General features: G+C 68.9%; 19 protein-coding genes and 1 pseudogene. 10 read left to right on the top strand and 10 right to left on the bottom strand.

The genetic code is table 11. The features are described 5' to 3' along the window. A partial coding sequence (locus tag D7X99_RS22825) for an IS66 family transposase (RefSeq protein ID WP_147476229.1) occupies nt 1-866 on the top strand: 866 nt, incomplete at its 5' end. A 67-nt stretch (nt 867-933) separates the two neighbouring features. Then, on the top strand, nt 934-1,113 hold the full coding sequence (locus tag D7X99_RS43835; protein ID WP_121779625.1) for a YccF domain-containing protein: 180 nt from the start codon (nt 934-936) through the stop codon (nt 1,111-1,113). Nucleotides 1,114-1,141: 28 nt separating this feature from the next. Here the strand turns inward: D7X99_RS43835 and D7X99_RS22815 are convergent, their stop codons facing one another. Next, nucleotides 1,142-1,666, bottom strand: coding sequence for a DUF1993 family protein (locus D7X99_RS22815; RefSeq protein ID WP_121779620.1), 525 nt, complete (start codon nt 1,664-1,666; stop codon nt 1,142-1,144). A gap of 348 nt (nt 1,667-2,014) precedes the next feature. On the opposite strand from D7X99_RS22815, the gene D7X99_RS22810 reads away from it, so the two are divergent. The 5 genes from D7X99_RS22810 (at nt 2,015) to D7X99_RS22790 (ending at nt 7,422) form a co-directional block, all read left to right on the top strand. Then, nucleotides 2,015-3,517 carry a hypothetical protein gene (locus D7X99_RS22810; RefSeq protein ID WP_233613627.1) on the top strand — a complete coding sequence of 501 codons (1,503 nt, stop codon included), beginning with the start codon at nt 2,015-2,017 and terminating at the stop codon, nt 3,515-3,517. Next, nucleotides 3,514-4,704, top strand: coding sequence for a hypothetical protein (locus D7X99_RS22805; protein ID WP_121779619.1), 1,191 nt, complete (start codon nt 3,514-3,516; stop codon nt 4,702-4,704). Before D7X99_RS22810 ends, D7X99_RS22805 begins: the two co-directional genes overlap by 4 nt. 239 nt (nt 4,705-4,943) lie before the next feature. Then, nucleotides 4,944-5,708 carry a hypothetical protein gene (locus tag D7X99_RS22800; protein WP_147476228.1) on the top strand — a complete coding sequence of 255 codons (765 nt, stop codon included), beginning with the start codon at nt 4,944-4,946 and terminating at the stop codon, nt 5,706-5,708. Nucleotides 5,709-5,747: 39 nt separating this feature from the next. Beyond that, on the top strand, nt 5,748-6,662 hold the full coding sequence (locus D7X99_RS22795) for a DUF6310 domain-containing protein (protein WP_121779617.1): 915 nt from the start codon (nt 5,748-5,750) through the stop codon (nt 6,660-6,662). Between the two features lies 1 nt (nt 6,663). Next, complete coding sequence (locus D7X99_RS22790; protein ID WP_121779616.1) at nt 6,664-7,422, top strand: DUF5953 family protein; 759 nt, start codon at nt 6,664-6,666, stop codon at nt 7,420-7,422. A gap of 100 nt (nt 7,423-7,522) precedes the next feature. Here D7X99_RS22790 and D7X99_RS22785 read toward each other — a convergent pair. Beyond that, nucleotides 7,523-7,723 (bottom strand): annotated as a pseudogene (locus D7X99_RS22785) (IS3 family transposase); the annotation flags it as partial. A gap of 109 nt (nt 7,724-7,832) precedes the next feature. Between D7X99_RS22785 and D7X99_RS22780 the strand changes: the two are divergent. After that, nucleotides 7,833-10,169, top strand: coding sequence for a DUF1588 domain-containing protein (locus D7X99_RS22780; RefSeq protein ID WP_121779615.1), 2,337 nt, complete (start codon nt 7,833-7,835; stop codon nt 10,167-10,169). A gap of 5 nt (nt 10,170-10,174) precedes the next feature. Continuing rightward, on the top strand, nt 10,175-11,572 hold the full coding sequence (locus D7X99_RS22775) for a DUF1552 domain-containing protein (protein WP_121779614.1): 1,398 nt from the start codon (nt 10,175-10,177) through the stop codon (nt 11,570-11,572). A gap of 45 nt (nt 11,573-11,617) precedes the next feature. Here D7X99_RS22775 and D7X99_RS22770 read toward each other — a convergent pair whose 3' ends face one another. The 7 genes from D7X99_RS22770 to D7X99_RS22740 all read right to left on the bottom strand — a co-directional run bounded on the left by D7X99_RS22770 (nt 11,618) and on the right by D7X99_RS22740 (nt 18,564). Beyond that, nucleotides 11,618-12,226, bottom strand: coding sequence for an iron-containing redox enzyme family protein (locus D7X99_RS22770; protein WP_121779613.1), 609 nt, complete (start codon nt 12,224-12,226; stop codon nt 11,618-11,620). Between the two features lie 2 nt (nt 12,227-12,228). Next, a complete protein-coding gene (locus D7X99_RS22765; RefSeq protein ID WP_121779612.1) occupies nt 12,229-13,458 on the bottom strand; it encodes a CapA family protein in 1,230 nt (409 codons plus the stop codon). Continuing rightward, nucleotides 13,455-14,438 carry a fatty acid desaturase gene (locus tag D7X99_RS22760; protein ID WP_121779611.1) on the bottom strand — a complete coding sequence of 328 codons (984 nt, stop codon included), beginning with the start codon at nt 14,436-14,438 and terminating at the stop codon, nt 13,455-13,457. Before D7X99_RS22760 ends, D7X99_RS22765 begins: the two co-directional genes overlap by 4 nt. A 6-nt stretch (nt 14,439-14,444) precedes the next feature. After that, complete coding sequence (locus D7X99_RS22755; protein ID WP_121779610.1) at nt 14,445-15,056, bottom strand: isoprenylcysteine carboxylmethyltransferase family protein; 612 nt, start codon at nt 15,054-15,056, stop codon at nt 14,445-14,447. Continuing rightward, complete coding sequence (locus D7X99_RS22750) at nt 15,053-16,327, bottom strand: hypothetical protein (RefSeq protein WP_121779609.1); 1,275 nt, start codon at nt 16,325-16,327, stop codon at nt 15,053-15,055. Before D7X99_RS22750 ends, D7X99_RS22755 begins: the two co-directional genes overlap by 4 nt. Then, nucleotides 16,300-17,328, bottom strand: a complete 1,029-nt coding sequence (locus tag D7X99_RS22745) for a hypothetical protein (RefSeq protein WP_158627055.1) — start codon at nt 17,326-17,328, stop codon at nt 16,300-16,302. Before D7X99_RS22745 ends, D7X99_RS22750 begins: the two co-directional genes overlap by 28 nt. Nucleotides 17,329-18,105: 777 nt before the next feature. Next, complete coding sequence (locus tag D7X99_RS22740; RefSeq protein ID WP_121779607.1) at nt 18,106-18,564, bottom strand: hypothetical protein; 459 nt, start codon at nt 18,562-18,564, stop codon at nt 18,106-18,108. A 211-nt stretch (nt 18,565-18,775) separates the two neighbouring features. Between D7X99_RS22740 and D7X99_RS22735 the strand changes: the two genes are divergently transcribed. Continuing rightward, complete coding sequence (locus D7X99_RS22735) at nt 18,776-18,991, top strand: hypothetical protein (RefSeq protein WP_147476227.1); 216 nt, start codon at nt 18,776-18,778, stop codon at nt 18,989-18,991. A 57-nt stretch (nt 18,992-19,048) separates the two neighbouring features. On the opposite strand, the gene D7X99_RS22730 is transcribed toward D7X99_RS22735, so the two are convergent. Continuing rightward, complete coding sequence (locus D7X99_RS22730) at nt 19,049-19,906, bottom strand: hypothetical protein (RefSeq protein ID WP_147476226.1); 858 nt, start codon at nt 19,904-19,906, stop codon at nt 19,049-19,051. Nucleotides 19,907-19,952 lie beyond the last annotated feature (46 nt).

The raw sequence follows: 19,952 nt of genomic DNA, 5'->3' as shown, positions 1-19,952 counted from the left end.
AGCACCTCTTGCAAGTCATTGCCGCCGCCGAGGTGGTGTGGGCCGACGAGACGCCCGTGCGCGTGCTGGACGTGAAGAAGACGCGCCAGGGCTACCTCTGGACTTTCCTCACCCAGACGCCCGCGGGGGAGTGGCTGCTGGGCTACCGCTTCAGCCTGGGCCGGGCCAGCACGACGCCGAAGGAAGTCCTGGGCGGCACCCGGGGCGCCCTCGTGGTGGATGCCTATACGGGCTACAACGCGGTGACACTGCCCGAGGGCCGCGTGCGGGTGGGCTGCTGGGCCCACGTGCGACGGCGATTCTTCGAGGCGCTCCCCACCGCGCCCGAAGCCCGCCAGGCCCTGGACTTCATCCTCGCCCTCTACCGCGTGGAAGCCCTGGCTCGCGACGCGGCCGTCGTGCGCACCGACGCGCACCGCGAGCTGCGCCAGCAGCAGAGCCTCCCCGTCCTCACGGCGCTGCGCGCGTGGATGGACTCGCAGGCCCCGCGCCACCTGCCCAAGGGCCCCATGGGCCAGGCCCTCTCCTACGCCCTGAAGCAGTGGGACGCCCTGACGCGCTTCGTCTCCGACGCGCGCCTGCCCCTGGACAACAACCGCTCCGAGGCGGCGCTGCGCAAGGCGGCCCTGGGCCGGAAGAACTTCCTCTTCGTCGGCCACGAGGCCGCGGGGGAGAATCTCGCCGGCCTCTACGCCCTGGTCGCCACCTGCGAGGCCAACCAGGTCAATCCCGAGGAGTACCTGGCCGACGTGCTGCTTCGCGTCCAGACGCACCCGCACTCGCGCATCGGGGAGCTGCTGCCCCACGAGTGGAGACTGCGACGCACCGCCGACCCGCCCGAGTCACCCCTCCAGCCCAGTCCCTGAACAGCTCACTCCTCGCGGCGCTCGCCGAGCACGGTCGGGGCCTGTCTTCAAGCGTCCCGGCACGTCACTGGCCGGACGGTTACTCAACATCGTCTGGGCACTCTTCGCTGGAATCTGGATCTTCCTCACCAACGTCGTCATCGGGGTCAGCCTGGCGCTGACGATCATCGGCATTCCGTTCGCGCTGCAGCACCTCAAGCTCGGAATGGTCGCGTTCGCGCCATTCGGCAAACGCATTCGCGGCTGAACGCCTGCCTCCATAACGGATTCCCGGCTCAGGCTGATCTCGTCCGCAGTCGGCCTTCGTAATCACGCTTGCCGAGCGGTACACCGCGCGAGCGGAGGATGTCGTAGGCAGTGACGGCGTGGAAATGGAAGTTCGGCAGGGAAAACGAAAGAATGAACGTCTCCGACGTGAAGGCGAGCTTCCGCGGCCCGATCTGAAGGTCCAGGTCCTTGCCCGCGCATGGGTCGATCTCGTCGGGCGTGAACGCCTCCAGCGCCACTTCCGCTTTGCCGATCATCGCCTGCAGGTCGGCGAAAGGGACTGGTCCGACCAAGGCCGGCGGGGCGAACACACCGGTCTTGAGGGCTTCCACCCCCCACACGGAATGGTGCCATGTGGCTTCGACCTGAAAGTGGAAGGGCGCCATGTCGTCGAAAAGGCGCGCGTTCACGAAGTCGTCGGGATCAACACCTGTCTCAGCGCAGTGCCTGGCCGCACGGTCGAGAAAGCCTGCGACGGCCCTCACGGTCTGCAGGAAGGTGGGCACGCTGAGGTCGTAGAGTGATGTCGCCATCGGGTTTCCCTCGCTTTCTGGCGCTCGCGTTTCCGCCTTTTCAGCGTGCGCCCGAACGACCACGACAGCAAGCAGCGCATTGGAAGGACAGGAGCCCGCTTGGGCGTAGCGGGCGAGAGCAGAGCGGGAGGAGCGTGCGCGCCCTCCGCGTCTCGGACGGAGCGGTGCTTGAGGTCAGCCGGTCCTTTGGCGTGTCAGTCCGCGGACGTCTGCCGCGTCATGCTACGGTGGCGGGTGCCGCTCGCGGGACTGTGATGCGATTTCCGAACCGGGCCTTTGTAGCTTGACTAGCTAATCGTGTCCGCCCTCCCCGAGCGGCGCTCCCGCCTCAGGAAGGGTGAACCTTCGATGGACATCGTGGGAGCACGTGCCGAGCAGGTCGCCCGTGAGGACCTGGTCATGTTCGTCAACGCGTGCTTCTCGTGCACCGGGCAGCGCGAGTTCTACAACGACGGGCGCGGGCAGGCCGTGTCCATCGAGTTCCTGCACGCCTACATCCTCGGCAACTACCGCCGCCTCTACACGCGCACCCTGGCCGCGGGCATCAACCACTTCAACCAGGCGCAGATCATCCTCAACCTGCTGGCGAGCGGGAAGCAGACCCCGTCCGCGGACCGGCACGAGGAGGGCGCGCTCATCGCGGCGGCGCTCCGGGCCCTGCCGCCCCAGCGGGCCTACCGGGTGCTGGACGTGCTGCGCGAGCGGCGCATCAACAACCGCCGCTCCCGCGCCATCGTGCGCGAGTTCCTGAAGGGGCGCGCGGACCTGCACTTCGACGCGGTGAAGTACCGCTCCAAGCTGCGCGCCGCCGTGGCGCACACCCACCTCAAGCTGCCCGGTGAGCTCAACCCCTTTCTCTTCCACGGCTGGCGAAAGCGCGTGTTCCAGGCCCCCCTGCTGGAGACGTTCCGCAAGGCCCACTACGACGCCTCCGCCCTCTTCGAGCTGCCCTACACCGTCGCCGAGGGGCTCGCCGCGAAGCACCAGCTCCCCCGGGACGTCTTCCTGCGGAAGATCGAGCCGCGCCTCACCGCCGCCGAGAGGCTGCGCTTGCAGGGCTCGGCCACGCGCGCCCAAGGGGCCATCGCCCTCGACCTGGGCCGCACGCCGCTCACCCGGCTGGCGCTCTACGTGCTCTCCCTCCCCCTGGAGGTGCGACGGGAGCGGATGGCGGAGCTGCACACGGCGCTCGAGCAGGCGGCGGTGAACAGCCTGCGCCGTGCCTCGGTGCCCCTGGGCCGCGTGGCGGCCGTGCTGGACAACAGCTACTCCGCCTCGGGCTCGAGCGAGAAGCGCCGCCGGCCCCTCGGGGTGGCGCTCGCGGCGCACTACCTGCTGGCCGCCACGTCGAGCGAATACCGCGCTTTCTGGATGCATCCTCCCGAGCACCCCTTGCTCTCGCGCGCCCGGGGGCAGACGGACCTCGCCACCCCGCTGCTGGACGCGCTGGACTGGAGGCCCGAGCTGGTGGTCGTCGTGTCGGATGGCTACGACAATGATCCCCCCAACGCCGTGGCCGAGGTCACCCGCCTGTTTCGCACGAAGCTGGACCTCGCCCGCCGCACCACCATCATCCACGCCAACCCGGTGTTCGCCTCGGAGCTCTACGCGCCCCGGGGGATCGGGACGCACGTGCCCACCGTGGGCGTGCGGGACGCGGAGGACCTGCCCACGGTGCTCGGCTTCGCGCGCTTCGCCGAGGGGGCCTCTCCCCTGGCGGAACTCGAGGACTACCTGGCGGCGCGCGTGCGGCGGATGCTCGAGCACTCGCCCCGAGGCCACGCCGGCACGGAGCCCCCGAGGGCCCGCTCCGAGCTCCCGGAAGAGTCGCTCGACGAGGAGGTGGCATGAAGGAGGGAGACAAGAGCGCGGTGCGGCGGCTGCCCCTCACGGGGCTGCGGCTCGCGCCCTCGCAGGTCTGGGGGAGCATCCGCCTGGTGCCCGTGCTGCGCGATGACATCCCCGGAGACCTGCGCATCACCCGCAGGAGCTACGACGAGGACGTGAGCGTCGTGTCGCTCCAGGGCGGGTTGATGGAGCCCGGGCTCCGTTATGTGTCCTACGTCCCCCATGGCCTGGTGGTGGACTGGGACGACAAGGGCGCGGCGGTGACCGCCGAGACCCGGCTGCGCAAGCCCGAGGGCAAGGAGGGCAAGAGCCTCAAGCACGGGCCCTTCTCCTCAACGCGGGTGCTGCACCGCATGGTGCACCGCGAGGACAAGAGCCGGCTGCGGCTGTTGCCCATGCACCTGACGATGGAGGGCTTTCTCGCGCTGTATTTCGGCGGGCCGCAGGTGGCATGGAGCGAGTACTCCCAGGAGGCGCTCTCCCAGGGGCTCAATCCCCGGAGCGAGTGGACCTCCTCGGGCTGGGCCAGCGCGGCCTTCGCGGAGGCGCTGCGCATCTTCGAGCTGCACGAGCGCCAGGTGGGCATGCTCATCTTCCAGGCGGACGCGCTGCTCTCCTGCGCCATCGTCTCGCACCCCGAGGACTACCGCGCCCTGCACCGGGCCCTGCTCGAGGACTTCTACGGGGATCTGCTCGTGCAGTACGGCTTCCTGGGAGACGTGCCCGCGATGGGGCTAGGCGTGGAGGATGCGAGCGTAAACTCGATGAGGGACCTGCGGGGCGCCATCGAGCGCATGCGCGCGGACTGGGCGGACTTCATGGGCTTCATGGCCGAGGGCATCATCGGCGCCGAAGTGATCACCTCCCCCCTCTACGAGGCAGGTCCCTTCCACCTCCAGCGCTTCATCACGGGCTTGTCGCCCTCGGAGGAGAACCACATGGGCGAGGCCATCCTGCGCGGCGACGGCACGGTCGAGTACCTCAAGACCTACCGGCTCTCGGCGGCGCAGACGCGCCGGGCCTATCTGCTCAAGCAGCTCGCGCAGGGGGGCTGGAGCCTGGAGCGCACCGCCGAGCATCTCAAGACGACCCGGGACGAGCTCATCGTCCGGCTGCGCAACGCGGGCTTCGGCTACCTGCTCAAGGAGCACGTCCTCAAAGCGGCCGAGGCCCGGCACGCGCGGCGCTGAGCGCTACGCCGGGGCGCCAACGCGGGCCGGGGGGCCTCGGGCGCGTCGAGCTTGCGCGTGAGGCGATCCCGTTCGCGGTTGATGCCGTCCACCTGGGCTGGCGAGAAGTCGACCATCATGGCCTCAAGTGACAGGCTCGTCCTCCATGGGAACGTGGCTGAACGTGGCCTTCCTTCAGTGTGCGGATACCGTCCGGGTAGAGAGAACTCTCCCTCTTGTTGGTGGAGGAGGGGCGGCGATTGACAACACCCAAGCCGCGCACCCCGGAGCGGTACGATCGCATGCAGTACGGGCTCGGTGACGAGGTGCGGCGCTGGGGACTGGCGGGGTTTCAGGGGGCACCTGGGTGGACCGTCCTGCGCACGGCCCCCTTCGAGCTCCTGATGCAAGGAACTCCGCCGCTGCTCGCACGCCTCTCCTCGCGCCTGGGCGTGCCCGCCTTTCAATACAACATCTATGACAGCACCCCAGAGTTCCTGATGGAGGTGGATGCCGACGGGCGCGTCGAGCTCTCGGGGTTCGTCGGTCAAGAGATAACGCGCTATTGGATCAGCGAACCGCCAATGGATCGTTTGGATACGCAGTTTCGTATCATCGATCCATCAGCAGTGGCCGCATGGGCAGAGTCAGCCATGCCGGAGGCGAGTGTTACCGGATGGCTCTATGGCCCCTGCGCCGCCCCGCCTCTGACGGACTTCGACAAGCTGCGTGAGTCACAGCGGGCGGATCTCGTGCAATGGCTCGGGCAGCTGGGCACCCGAATCGACCCGGAGAGCCAAGAGTGGCGAGTTCATCCCGCGCACATTGTTCGCAGGCTCGCTCAAGCTGGCAGCTCGTTTCTTCCCGCCGAAGAGTGCGTGGAGCCGGCCATCAAGACTGTATTTGGCGGACCGAACGCGAGGCACTGCGACAACCTCTTTCTCGTGGAGACGCTTCTCCCCCATGCCCCCATGCCCGTCGATGGATTCGTGTTGTACGCGGAAGCGAGCAGCATGGAGGCGTAGGTGCATCATGACCGCTGGCTCGACTGAACGGACGTGACCATGCGACTCCGCGCCTGCGCCGCACTCCTGCTCTTCCTCTCGGCTTGCGCCACGTCGGCACCGAGCCTCAAAGAGCGCGCGCCCCAGAACCCGAGGATCGCCAACCTCCAGCGAGCAGCGACCCTGCCGTGGATAGACGGGGGACGGTGCGTGGTCCGCGAGGCGTCCCAACCTTGGCCGGTTCTGGTGGAGCGGTGCTATCGAACCCTTGACCATGACCGGCTCGAATTCCACGACACCACGGGAAGATGCACGGTCGCCTCCGCTGACGCCGCTGCCGTGGGAATCGGGTTCTGCGTACTGGCAGCTCCTGAGATTGCCGTGGGAGCTGTGATCGTACTTGGCGTGGTGGTGGTCGGCGTCGCCATCAACGAAGCGCTGAATGCATATGAACTCCGCCACGCCTACCCCGAGGAAGCAGGGACCTCGCGAGAAACGAAGGTGGCATCCCGGGAAGCTGAAGCTCAAGGCAAGCCCAAGCTGAAGCCCGAGCCAGCAGGGCAGGACTGGCTTCCCCCAGTGCCGCCCGAGTCACTGGAGCGCGAGCGCCATCCCGAGTGCAGGCCGGTCCCAGTGTCGCACCGAGGAGGAAACGACCACCACAACAGGTGCGCTGACGCAATCAAGAACAACAGCATCCCCGGTTGGGATGTGCTTGTTAATGGCAAGCAGTTCGACGCCCTGGTGCTTGCCACACGCACACTATGGGAGGTCAAGACTGATGATTTCGACATACAATCGCTTCGCTCTCAGAGGTTCTTTGCCAAAGTGAAGTTGCCAGAGATACAGCGCGAGAAGAGGCTTGCGGAGGCATGTGGGTATAACTTCGTCGTTGGCGTGCGAAGTGCCGCGCATAAAGCCGCGCTGCTTGAGTTGGACCGCTCCCTCAATGTCGTCGTCATGGATTGGTGCTGAAATGGCAACTACGAAAAAACACCTCCGCCTTGCCGTCTACGCCCCCGCGCTCGTTGGCGACAATGGCCGTCCTCTTGCCATTGTTCACGGAATGGAGAGTGCTATTCCTGGCCTGCGGCTGGCATGGACGAGTTCTGAAACGGACGAACTTATTGCATTGCCCCATCGAGACGAGTGGGTCGCGTCCAACAAAACAGACGGAGGGCTACCGTTCCTGTGCAACGAGGATGAGAACCATTTGGTGACGGTTGCTGGGTGGGAAAGCCCTGGGCGGCTTGCCCCCGGAAGCCGGCCACGCTTTGAGGTCCATGCAGACTGGCCACTCGACGAAGCCGGTATCGCAGCGGCGGTAGATGTGTTGGCGACAACGGGCGACAGCGCTCGCGCGTTCTGGGGGTACGTGGATCCGGAGGGGGTCGCTGTGACAGTGGCTCAGCAATTTTGCCACCCGGGGGATGAGTCTTCCGTTCCGCCCCACGGTCTCCCCTTCCTCAACCCCCCAGAGGAACTTCGCTCCGATGAGATTCCGCATTTCCTCGGGTGGCTGAACTACTGGTCTACCGCCGCCGCACGGGCCATCGGGTTCCCGGACCCGACCCGTGATGCCGAGCTTCTTTCACGGGCACGGCGCACGGCATCGGGCGGATGGGTCGTGCAGCTCACCGACGCGCCGCTCGACCTGGACAACCCCGCCCACCTGGACGCGCTCCAGCGGGCCTATGAACGGTTCCCGGAGATCGGCGGACGGGCAGCGCCTTGATCCCGGCACGCCGCTTTGGTTGGCGCGCCCATCCGAGAGGTCATGCATCCTTGCTCCAACCCTTCAGACTGGGCGTGACCCGGTTCCGTAGACAGGTTGGTTACGCTGCCAGCCTACTCGTTGTGGCCACTCGCTCGAACTCGACGTGGCTGAGGTAGCCCAGGGCGGAGTGGCGCCGCTTCCGGTTGTAGAATACCTCGATGTATTCGAAGAGTGCGCCCCGGGCCTGCTCGCGCGTCTTGAAGCGGGTGACGGAGACGAGCTCTATCTTCAGCGTGGAGCAGAAGCTCTCCGCCACCGCAACGCCGCATTCAGGCAGCCGCCTGATCCGGATGGGCGCCAGTCCCGGGTAAGCCCGTTTGGCAGGACCCGCTTGCTAGTTCACCCGCCGTCCGTGCCAGACTGGCCGGATGAACCGCGTCCTCCTGCTGGCCGGACTGTTGAGCCTCGTTGCGTGCAAGGGCAACATCGGGCCGAACACCAACGACGGAGGCCCCAACAACCCAGGGGATCCAGGTGGGCCCGGGGATGCCGGGGCGAACGTGGGCGCCGCGTGCGTGGTGCAGTCGGTGCTCACCAATCGCTGCGCCAGCTGTCACGGCGCGCTGCCGACCCAGGGGGCGACGATGCCGCTGCGCACCCTGCACGACATGCGGGTGAGCTCAGCGATGGATGGGAAGCTCAGCAACGCCCAGCGCGCGCTCAGCCGCATGCGCGACGACGCGTCTCCGATGCCGCCAGCCCCGCATGAGCGCGCGAGCGCGGCCGAGCGCACCGCGCTCGAGACCTGGATCAAGGAGGGGATGCCCCTCTGCAGTGGCACGGACGGGCCGCCCGTGACCGTAGTGCCCGAGCCCAACCTGCTCGATCAGTCCGCGCTCTTCACCTGCACCGAAGGCGTGCGCTCGGATGCGCCGACGCGCATCCGCCGCATGAACCGGCGCGAGTTCACCCGCAATGCCGGTGGCTCGGTCGAGCGCAGCTGGACCGGGTTCAGCTTCTACGACAACCCGCTCGATCCCAGCGCCATCGAGCAGTACAGCTCCTGGGCCACGGACGAGACGCTGGACGAGGCCACGGTGGAGCTCTTCCTGCCGGTGGTCGGCGCGGCCGCCTCGCCGTGGACGATGAACTACCCGGACGGCAACCGGATGGAGCGTGTCTTCACCAACAGCCGCTTCAGCTGCATGTTCAACGACGCGAACCCGAGCGACACCTGCAAGCGCTTCCACCTCGGCCAGATGCTCGAGTTCGGCGTCTTCTTCCGCCCGCCCACCGAGGATGAGCTCACCCGCCTCACCGCCTTCGCGACCTCGGTCATCGCGCAGGAACCGACCTACTCCCCCCGAAACCGCGCGGACTCCATCACGCGGATCTCCAACGCCGCGTGGATGATGACCGGCGCCATGTTCCGCCGCGAGATGGGCGGCGATCCGGCCGACGGTCGCGTGGAACTGACCAGCCTCGAGCTGGGCTCGCAGCTGGCCTACGCGCTGGCAGGGCGCGCGCCCTCGGCCACGCCGAGCTTCGTGTGGCCGTACTACTCCGCGCCCCTCGAGGGGCATCTGGCGGACGTGGCCATTGCCGCGAAGGATGGCTCGCTCACGCAGGATGCGACGACCACCGCCCTGATCAAGAAGCACCTGGGCGGCGTCGACGCCAGCCAGAACGGGACACCGCGCTTCGATCTGGTGCAGGACTACAACGAGGAGCAGCGCTCCAAGCGTGGGCAGTACTGGCTGGGTGACGGCGTCGCGGGCTTCTTCCGCGAGTGGCTCGGCTACGAGCACGTGTCCGCGGTGTTCAAGGAGTCCCCGGCGGCGACCTCGCGCTTCGAACTCGAGGGGCTCGGCTACATCAGCTCGGTCTCGTACGACAACCTGCTCACCAACTTCCATCCGCTGGAGCCGACCTTCATCCAGCAGTTCGACGATCTGATCGCGCGGGTGGTGGTCGAGGATCAGGACGTGCTGGCGAACCTGCTCACCACGCGCACCTTCTACGTGCCGTCCATGCAGAACGCGGCATACGACTCGCATAAGGGCCTCTCGCACCCCTACAACGTCAGCGAGATCCTCCCGGCGACCGTCGCGGGCCGCTGGAAGACGCTGCCTGCCACGGAGCGCGCGGGGGTGCTGACCCACCCGGTGTGGCTGGCCGCGCACGGCGGCAACTTCGAGGACGATCCGTCCATCGTCCACCGCGGCAAGTGGGTGCGCGAGAACCTCCTGTGCGGCTTCGTCCCGCCGCTCAGCAGCGTGCAGGTGGCAGCCCAGGTCGGCGCTCACGCCGCCGACAAGAACGCGCGCCGCCGCCTGCAGGAGGCGACCGCCGGATCGCAGTGTCAGGGCTGTCACCGTCTGATGGAACCGCTCGGTCTGCCCTTCGAGATCTACAACCACGCGGGCTTCCTGCGCGCACGGGATCACTCGCCCAGCGGAGGCTGGACCACGCCGGACGGAAGCTCGACGCTCACGTCGATGCCGGACCCCGCGTTGGACGGTCCGGTGCGCGACGCGGTGGAGTTGAGCGAGCGCCTGGCGACCTCGCGGCACGTGAAACGCTGCTTCGTGCGACAGGCATTCCGCTACTTCATGGGACGCCCGGAGAACGTGAGCGACGCCTGCACGCTGACGCAGATGGAGCAGTCGTATGATCAGAACAACGGCTCGTTCTCCAAGATGCTGACCACGCTGATGACAAGCGACACCTGGAAGACGCGGCGTGCGCCGCAGGCTGGAGAGTGACTGCCATGTTCTCGCGACGAACCGTCCTGAAGGGCATGGCCGCCGGCCTCTTCGCGCCCTACTTCCACGACGTCTATGCCCAGTCGTCAGCGTTGCCGGCGCGCGTGGTGCTGGTCCTCGAGTGCAATGGCGTCTACCCCCGCGCGCTCCTGAGCACGGGCACCCGCGCGGCGCTGGGGGGACGCGCCAACACCTCCGACCGCCTCTTCTGGGACGCGTACAAGGACACGCCGCTGGTGCGTGAGGGCGACAATCTCGCCAGCGCCATCAGTCTGGGGCCGCTGGCGGCGTCTTCCGGCAACCTCGACCTGGTGAACCGCTCCGCCGTACTGCTGGGGCTCTCAAACCTCATCGCGGGCGGCGGGCACTCCAGCGGGACGGGCGGGCTGAGCTGCGCGGTGAACGGCGCGGGCGCGACCTTCGACGCGGTGATCGCACCTCGCCTGCGCCGGGGTGCACCGTTCGACGTGCTGCGCCTGGGCACCAGCTCCGCGCGCGTGTCGATCGTGTACGAAACCTGCGCGCTCGGACCCCGCAAGCCCGCGGGCATCATCGTCAACCCGTCGCTCGCGTTCGACAGCACCTTCGGCTCGCTGCTCGGCGGCTCGACGAATGGGCGCGACCGCAAGATGCTCTTCGACTTCGCGCTGGCCGACTCGCGCAAGGCGCTGGTGGAGTTCAGGGGCAACTCCAACGAGCGGCTGAAACTGGAGCGCTACCTCTCCTCGCTCGAGTCGCTGCGCACGCGGGAGGATCAGCTCGCGGGCATGGCGGACCGCGTGCGGCCCTACCTGCCGCTGGCGCCGAAGGACAACCCGCTCCTCACCGGCGCGGGCTCACCGCCCGACTCGCTGAAGTGGTTCGAGGCGCAGTTCCAGATCGCCACGGCGGCCCTCCTGGGCGGGCTGACGAACACGGTCGTGCTGGCGACGGGCACCTCGGGCTTCGACGTGGCCTACGGCCCGGACGTGAGCGACGTCGCGCGACACAACCTGCAGCACGGCCTGGATGCGGGGCAGAACTGGGAGAAGGTCGCCGAGGTCACCCGCCGCCACGTGCAGCTGGTGGCGAACCTGGCGAGGACGCTGGCCGCCACGCCCGAGGTCGGCGCGAGCGGCTCGATGCTGGATCACACGGCGATCGTCTTCATGTCCGATAACGGCGAGCAGCACCACTCAACCTCGCGTGAGTGGCCGAAGCTCGTGGTGGGCGGCAACGCGCTGGGCCTGAAGACCGACGGGCGCACGGTCGTGTATCCGAAGTACGACGCGCCCCGGAACCGGCAGGTCTCCAACCTCTTCAACACGCTCGGCCACGCGTTCGGAGACGCGGACTTCAACACCTTCGGGCAGGAGGGCAGCACGCGCATCGCGCCGGGACCGCTGAGCGAGCTGTATGGCTGAGCCGCGAGGGCGGGCCGCGGAACCTGTCAACCCATGCGCGCGTGCCTATGCCTCCGCGAGCGCCCGGCGATGGATGGCCACCCAGAAGTCCGCCGCCTGGCGCGCGCCGTCCAGCAGGGGCTCGGGGCCCTGCGCACCGAGCGACTCGCAGAGCGCCTGGGCCCGCGCGCCGTGCTCCACGTCCACGTCCAGGTGCACGAGCAGGAAGCGCGCCCGCGTCCTGTCCAGGCCGAGCCGCCCCACCCCCTGGCGTGTGTCGCCCCCGAGGTGCCGCGCCACGCCCTCCAGCACGTACAGGGCGCCGAGGAACGAGAGCTGACGCTCCGCCGGGATGCCTTCCCAGAAGGCGTGGAACGCGGAGACCTCGCGGGGCGTGGCGTCCGACGGCGTGCGCCCGAAGGCCGCGAGGTCCGCCTTCGCGAGCTGGTAGTGGGACTGCTCGTCCGCCGCGAGCTCCGCGAAGAAGGCCTTCAGCTCGGGGAGCGTGGCGCGCTCGGCCGCGAGCCGCAGCCGGTCTCCACTGCGCAGCGTGTAGTGGTACATCATGTCCAGGAAGGCCACGTACCGCTCGGGCGTCACGGCCGGCAGCCAGCCCGCGACCTGCTGGGCCATGCCCACGGTGAGTGCCTCCAACTGCTCCCGCATCGACACCATCTTCAGCCCCTCCGGGTTGAAATCAGTCCGCCCAGGGTGCGCCGCGCGTGCGCGAGGTGCGGCGCCGCGCGCTCCGGGCCCAGCTCGTCCACCGCCACGACGCCCGCGTCCAGGAAGCCCTCGCCGCCCAGGCCCCGCCCGCACGCCGTAGGCACCGCGCGCACGTCCACGGGGCGCAGGGAGCCCCCCGCGTCCCGCGCGAGCGCGAGCTTCAGCACCGCGCCCGTCTGGCACGCCCGCGTGGGCATGATGCTCAGGAAGTTGCCGAGCGAGTACGCGATGAGCCCCACTCGCGGCGGCCCTCCCCGGCGCACCTGCGCGGGGCACGTGGGGTCCCCGCCGTCGATGGAGACCAGCTCCACGGGCTGCAGCACGTGCGGAGAGGAGCCCAGGAGGATGTCCGCCCCGCGCTCGATGAGGCGGTAGGCGTGCTCGCGCTGGAGGGACTCGGGCCAGGACTCGTACTCGAAGCCCCAGTGCGGCATGAGCACCACGAGGTCCGGCCCCACCGCGCGCGCCGCGTCGATGAGGGCGCCCAGCCGCTCCCAGTCGGGCGCATGCCGCGGGTTGCCCAGGCGCGTCACCGGAACGCCCTCGGGCGGCGCCCCGGCGAGGTGGTTGATGTCATACGTCACCGCGGCAATGCCCAGGCGCACCCCGGCCACCTCCAGGCCCGCCACCGCGTCCTCCTCCCGGGGGCCTCCGACGCAGCGGTGCTCCGGGCGGGCCAGCACGCTCTGGCGCGTGCGCTCCAGCCCTTCCGCGCCCTGGTCCAGCGCGTGGTTGTTGCAAAGCGAGAATACGCGGTGGCGCGCGGTGCCCTCCCACGCGTCCAGGTAGCCCGGCGGCGCGTTGTAGTGGAGCGTCTCGTAGACGAGCCGGGGCACGGGCCGCGCCGGGTCCACGGGTGTCTCCAGGTTGGCGAAGGCCACGTGCGCGTCCGCCATCAGCGCGCGCACGCCCGGGGAGAGGGCCTCGCGGAAGCCGCTGCGAATCCACATCACATCGCCCACGGCGCACAGGTTGAGCTCCGCGGGCGCGTCGGGCTTCCAGCTCCCGGAGGCGAGGTGCCGGGCGACGCGCGCGAAGTGCTCGGCGTCCTCGGCGCGGCGCGGCTCGGGGACGTGGAGGAGGCTCTTGGCGATGTAGCGCAGGTTGAGGTCCCAGCGGGACAGCGGCCAGCGGCCGTCCTCGTAGCGTATGTCCGCGTACAGCTGGCGCAGGGGGTTCATGGGCGCTTTCGTTCCAGGGTGACGAGCCACACGTCCTCGTCCACGACGGTGGGCCCGGCGAGCAGCGCGCGTCCCATGACGTCGAGGTAGCTGTCGAAGACGGGGGCGCCGCGCGCCAGCAGCCCGGGGCGCAGGTGGGTGTGCAGCCTCGCGAGGTTGTAGCCGGGCACGCGCGGATAGAGGTGGTGGTCCAGGTGGTAGTTCAGCCCGTTCCAGAGGAAGGTGACGAGCCGCGTGCCGCGCACCGTCGTCGCGGTGTGGAAGCGGTCCCCGCGCCACGTGTTGGCGTAGTGGTCCGCGATGGACTTGAGGCCGTTGAGGGGGCTGGCGAAGAGCACCGGCAGCAGCCAGCACTCCACCGCGCCGGGGACGAGCCCGTGCCGCGACAGCAGCCAGAAGAGCCCCGCGTAGAATCCCGCGTAGCAGAGCAGCACCGCGCCATGGCGGCGCAATCGCGCGCGGGAGAAGTGCTGCAGCGGATAGAGGATGTTGAAGTAGATGAGGCTCAGCGGGATGCCGAGCAGCACGGTGGCGTAGAAGAGCGCGCTCAGCCCGAGCGAGCGGCGGCCCGCGTTGTAGGCGTCGGGGTCCTTCTCCGTGCGGTTCCAGCGGTGGTGCGCGAGGTGGTCATGGCGCATGGGCTCGTAGGCGATGCCCACGAGCAGGCTGAGCGCGTTGCCGAAGAGGCGGTTCTGCCACGGCCTTGGGAAGAGGTTGTCGTGCCACGCGTCGTGGTCGAGCTGGATGAGCCCCATCACCGCCCCACCCGCCAGCATCCACAGCGGCAGCTTCACCCAGACGCTGTCCGCGCGGGCAATGGCCACGGCCGCCGCGACCCATACCCCCAGGTGCAGCGCCGCCATGCCCACCGCGCGCGGAGGACGGATGCGGAGCAACTCCACCAGCTCGGCGCGGGAGAGGCCGGGCTCCGGGGGCGCGGCTCCGGGCGGATCAGCGGGACGCGAGAGGGCTGGGTGCATGGCGCGTCAGAAGTAGCGAGGGACGCGCTGGCAATAGCGCGCATAGGGCTCACCGAGGCGGTCCGCGAGGAACCGCTCCTCCTGGAGCACCAGTTGATGGAAGAGCCCCCCGAGCGCCGCACAGGCGCCCAGCGTCACCAGGGACGGAGCCCAGAGCGAAGCCCCTACGAGGTACAGGTAGGAGAACATGTAGATGGGGTTGCGCGAGTAGCGGTGGAGTCCCCCCTCGTGCAGCTCGGGCCGGGCCTCCCCCGCGTCCACTCCGATGCGGAACGCCGGGCCCATTCCATACTGGGCCCACAGCATGCCCATGAGCCCCACGACACCGAGCACCCAACCCGCGAGCGGAGGAATGGGCAGCAGCGGCCGTCCCCAGGCCATGACGGACCACGCGGGCCAGAACGCGGCCGCGAGCACGGAGCCGGCCCAGAGCAGCGAGACACCACTGATGCGCCGCGTGACGCGCGTGTGCGCGGAATCCGCCGCCGCGCTCCGGTAGGCCAGCGGGCTGCGCCCGAAGCGCAGGCGGTGGACGAGGCTTGCGCCCAGGTGCCCCGCGAGCACGTGCAGGGAGATGAAGCCCAGGTACACCCCGGGCGCCTCGCGCAGCCCCATCATGGCGCGAGCACCTCCGCCCGCAGGCCGAAGCCCGAGGACGCCCACCCGGCGACGCGCTCCGTGAAGTCGCGCAACTCCTCGCGCGTCCAGAGGCCCTCGAAGGCCGCCGTGTTGATGTTGAGCGTGTCCGCGAACGACAGGCCCGTGGCGCCCCAGGTGGCCGTGTGGCTGCGCATGGAGCGGATGCGGAACGGCGCCTCCGTGAAGTGCTTGTCCATCCGTCCCAGGTAGGTGACGACGAGCGTGTTCGTCCGGGGCTCGGCGATGAGCCCGGGACGAGCGTTCTTGCGCAGCACCCGCGCCGGTGCGAACCGGGCCACCGCCATGCACTCCAGCGCCGTCGTCCAGTGCACGCCCTCATCGATCACCCGCTGCACCTCGGAGCGCAGGAAGCGGGCCAGCTCGCGCGGGGCCTCCAGCCGGGCGCGGACCTCCTTCAGGGAGATCTCAATCGGCACCGCGGAGCAGCCATTGCCCAGCGTCCGCCCGAGCCCCAGCATCCGCCGCAGGTCCACCGGCATGCGCAAGCGGATGAGTCCGTCCGCCGGGGACTCTCGCAGAGCCACGCCCGCGAGCAGCGCGGAGAAGAAGACCTCCGACGCCTGGAGGTCCGTGGTGCCCTGGGAAAGCGTGAGCCGCGCCGTGGCCGATAGCGCCTGTCCGGCGGTGTCCCCACTGCGGCGCAGGCCCATTCCCCGTGGTGCCAGGAGCCGCCGGCGCGGACTCGTGAGCCCCAGCACCCGGCCAGGCTGGCGCAGCGCCGCGAGCAGCACCTTGCCATCCGTGAGCGTCGAGGGCTCCAGCGGGCGCGACTCCGACCCGCGTCCCGCGCAGAGCAACCACAGCCGCTCCAGCAGGTGCGCCAGCGCCTTCGCGTCCCCGATGGCGTGGTGCAACTGGATGCCCAGCAGCCAGGGCCCCTGGGCCGCGTCCACCATGGGATGCAGGTGCAGCCGCAGCGGCACGTCGCGCGCGAGGTCCACCCGCGTGTTGATGATTCGCGCCACGGCGTCGGGCTCGGACAGGCGCTCCGCGCCTTCCACCAGGGCCGCGTCCACCTCCGCGTCCCCGCGCACCGCGGGCGCCCATGCGCGGCGCGCGTCGTTCCAGGCCACGTTGAGGCGCTCGCTCTCCCGCACCAGCGCGCGCAGCCCCCGGCGCAGGAGCGCCACGTCGGGCCTGTCCTCCAGCCGCAGCAGCACCGTGGCCCAGATGGTGGCGACCTCGCCGTCCAGCAGCGCCATCACCGTGTCCACGAAGTTCGCGCGCATCGCTCCATCCATCCCACGAAGAGTTCCCGGGCCCGCGCGCCGTCCAGCCGGGCGCGGCTCACGACCTCGCACGCGGCCTTCGGGTCCGCCACGTATTGGAAGACGAGCTCATCCGGCTCGTGCTGGCGGAGGCGGATGCCCGTCGGAAGAAAGCCGGCCGCGAGGAGCACCGGCGTCCCCTCCGCCACCGACTGGGGCTCGCCCATGGGCAGGTGGATGAGGTCCACCCGCGCCCGCTCCGACGTGAGCGCCGGGGTGCCCTCCGCGCTGAAGCCCACGAGGATCCGCCGCTCCAGACGCAGCGACGCGTTCCAGTCGAGCGGACGCAGCACGGCGCCCTCCCTCCCTGCCCGGCGCTCCAGCGGCGTGAAGTCCACCGACTCCGCGAGCCCCACCCCGGCCAGGATGGACGCGAGCCACTCTCCCCACGGGCCCTCGGGCAGGTAGCGCCGGCGTGGCGGTGGGGGCGCGAGCACCGTCGTCATCGCCAGTGCCTGCATGGGCACGCCCCTGCCCTCCTCCACGCCAATCACTGTCTCGCCCCGCGTGTAGTTGACGACGAGGCCCATGGGCCTCGCCCGCATGAAGCGCGAGGCATAGCGCTGCGCCATGACGTGCAGCGTGGAGGTGTTCTGGTGCAGGAAGCCCACCCAGCGCCCGAGCCGCTCCAGCAGCGAGCCCCACAGCGCCTCGTGCTCGGCGCGGCCCATGACGGTGCGGCGGCTCGGCAGCGCCACGGAGAGCCCCGAGTCCAGTGAGTCCCGCCCCGGCTTGCTCCACAGGCCCGTGTGCCACAGCAGCGCCCCCCGCGCGTCGAACTCGCCGAGGCTCAGCAGCGCCCCGTCCCTCCAGAGCCGCACGGCGCCGCCGGGCTCGTAGAGGAACGGGTAGGAATACGTCTGCGCGTAGCGCGCGTGAAGCAGCTCACGGAAGGCCGGCTCATCGGGCTCGGCCAGCCAGCGCGTGTGCTCGCTGGGGTTGGCGGCGCGAAGGTCGTCCATCAGGGAAACAGCTCGGTCCCGGCACATGTGCGCCAGCAATGCATCCTTGAGGCCAGCCGGGAAGACCGCCCTCCCGCCCGGACGCAACCTCGCTCGCCCAGCCGCCCGTGCAGCGCCTGGCACACGGGTGTGAAGCCCCCTGCACAGCCGAGGCGCATCAGAAGGATGGGGGCCCTGTTGAGGGGGAAGGAGGGTGTAGAGAGGCCGAGGAGGGTCGCTGACGGGGCCGCCCGAGCCGCGGATCCCCCTCTTCGTCGCCAGCGTCACGGCGCATGCGTTGGCCCTCGTCTCCGCGATCAGCCCCGTGTTCGCGTGGCTTCACTCTCTCGTCGTCGAGGAGTGAAGAGCCAGGGAGCCGACTGTGGGAACGCGAACTTCATGCCCGTCCTACGCTCGCGCCTGGTCCTACAGCTGCAGTCTGAAGCGCGGCTTTCGGGCCCGGTAGTGGCACTGCATGGCCACGGCCTGATGGTGGCGTCGCCAGCGACTCCACGCCAGGACATGGGCAAGTGGAGTGGGAGTAGCCCAGGGCATGCAGCGGCAGCGGAGAGTGGCTGACAGGGGCCCCTGGGCCGTGCGTTGGGTGGGCTGAGCGGCTGTGCAGCCAATTTGGGGCACACCGAAACCTTGCCCAACATCTGCTCAAGGCAAGGCGGGTAGCTGGTGTTTTGACAGTCCCTGCTGCGGGCTGGGCACCACGCGCTCCGCGGGGGCACTTGTGCTGGAGCCAGTCTCCCAGGCTGCATGAGCCGTGGTCGTCCAATCACGCGCGGGGCTTCAGAGAATCCCGTGGCGCTGGAGGATGTCCGCGATTGCCTTCACAGCTCGCGGCTCCTCCTCGCCCAGGCGGCAGAGCGCGTCCGCTGCTGTCCCGACGACCTCCGAAGGCCAGTCATCGTGATCGTCATACCGAGCCTTGCGTAGCGCGCCGAGCACCAGGAGCAAGACGTCGTGTTCAAGGGATCCGCGCGCGGGTCCCCGGGGGGCATTGAGGGTATTTTCGATCGACTCGCTCGCCGCAAGGACGGGTTCGAGTTCCTGCTTTCCGCCGCACCAGGCCTCAAGCACCGCTAGCGCCTCGTCAACGGCAGGCCGCACGGGAGCCCGGGAGTTCAGCTTTCTGGAAATGTGGCGCACGATGGCGAGCAGAGCCGAGACGATGTCCTGATGCGGCGCCCCCAGCCGCGGGGCAAGCTGGTCCTCCAGTTCATAGACGGTGGTTGGCACAGTAATCATGGAGAGATTCTATCAGCTGGTCCTTTGGCCGGGTGGAGATTGACGAGCGGGCTTCCGCTGTTGCTCCGGGCATGAGGGGGTAAACGAGAGGCCAAGGCTTGAAGCTGAAACAGGCGGACGGCGCTGCGCTGCGGGTGCTGACGCACCGAGGACGCGAGTGTTGCGGCGAGCCCGGGTGTTGCAACTGTTCGCGGTGGGCTAGACGGTCGTGGTGGAGATTGAAATCAGCATCCTCACGCGCCAGTGCCTGGGCCGGCGACTGGGCGACGTGAAGACACCCAAGCGCGAGGTGACCCGATGGCAGCGCCAGCGAAACCTCGCACGCGCCCGCATCCGCTGGCGCTTCGGCGTCGACTCCGCCCGACAGAAGCTGGGCAGGTCCTACCCCCTGATGGCACAGGCGGCAGCACACAAGGCCGCCGCCTGAACCATTCAGAACCTCTGTGCCTGCCAGGCGAGAGGCAGGCGAGCTGGAGTCCCGGGGTCACGGGGATGTGTTCTCAAGCTCAAGCAACGACCTTCGGATGTAGACCATCGCGCTCGCGTTGCGCGTCTTCTGGCTCGTGACGTAGTTCCTGACCTCGCCGGCGATGAATCCCATGTTGAGCACTCGGTGCTCGTTCGGGAGCGCCCGGAGGGCCGCGTAGGTGTTGAAGTCGGCGCCGCCCACCAGCACGTAATCGCCGTCACTGCGCATGATGTCCTGATACACATAGAACTGCGGTAGGGTGTTAGTCCATTGAACCTTGCGCTGCTGGCGCTCCGACTGGTGACCAGTGGTGTATAGTTCCACTGGCATCGGCTGCGGAGACATCTTCGTGAGCCCTGATTTCAAGCGTGCGCGGCCACGAGGCAGGGGCAGCAGGTTGAGCTCATTCAGGGATCCGATCCGAGAGAACGTCTCATCGGAGATCTTCCCCTCCCTGCCGAGTTCGTCGAGGAGCAGGTTCGTGTTGGCGATGAGCCCGCCTGTGAACACCTGCATGAGTTGCGTCAGCTTGGGATGTGTGTACCAGGACTCCACCACGTGGTTTTGGCCTGAGTACTCGTAGCGCCCGACCTTGACCTTCCAGGTGGCTTTCGTCCAATCGACCTCGCCGCCATCCCACGAAAGGGCATCCTGATAGGAGTCCATGAAGAACGAGAAGAACTCGTCGAGGTTCCGAATGTACTGAGTCATCCAGGCCCCGAAGACGATGACGTCCGCATCCGAGATGCCGGGCTTCTCGAAGTACAGCGCGTCCCAGAGCCCTTCGTTGAGCCCCTCGACGACCTTGACCGGGTCCCGCTCCTCCCTGACCTCGAGCAGCCCGTCGTCCACGCCGACCAGCCGGGGCGCCACGCCCATCTGCCGCCACAGCAGGAACCTTCGGACGAAGGGCAGAAGG

The sequence above is a fragment of the Corallococcus sp. AB032C genome (assembly GCF_003668935.1).
In the GTDB taxonomy this organism is placed as follows: domain Bacteria; phylum Myxococcota; class Myxococcia; order Myxococcales; family Myxococcaceae; genus Corallococcus; species Corallococcus exiguus.
This window is presented reverse-complemented; position numbering and strand designations above follow the sequence as displayed.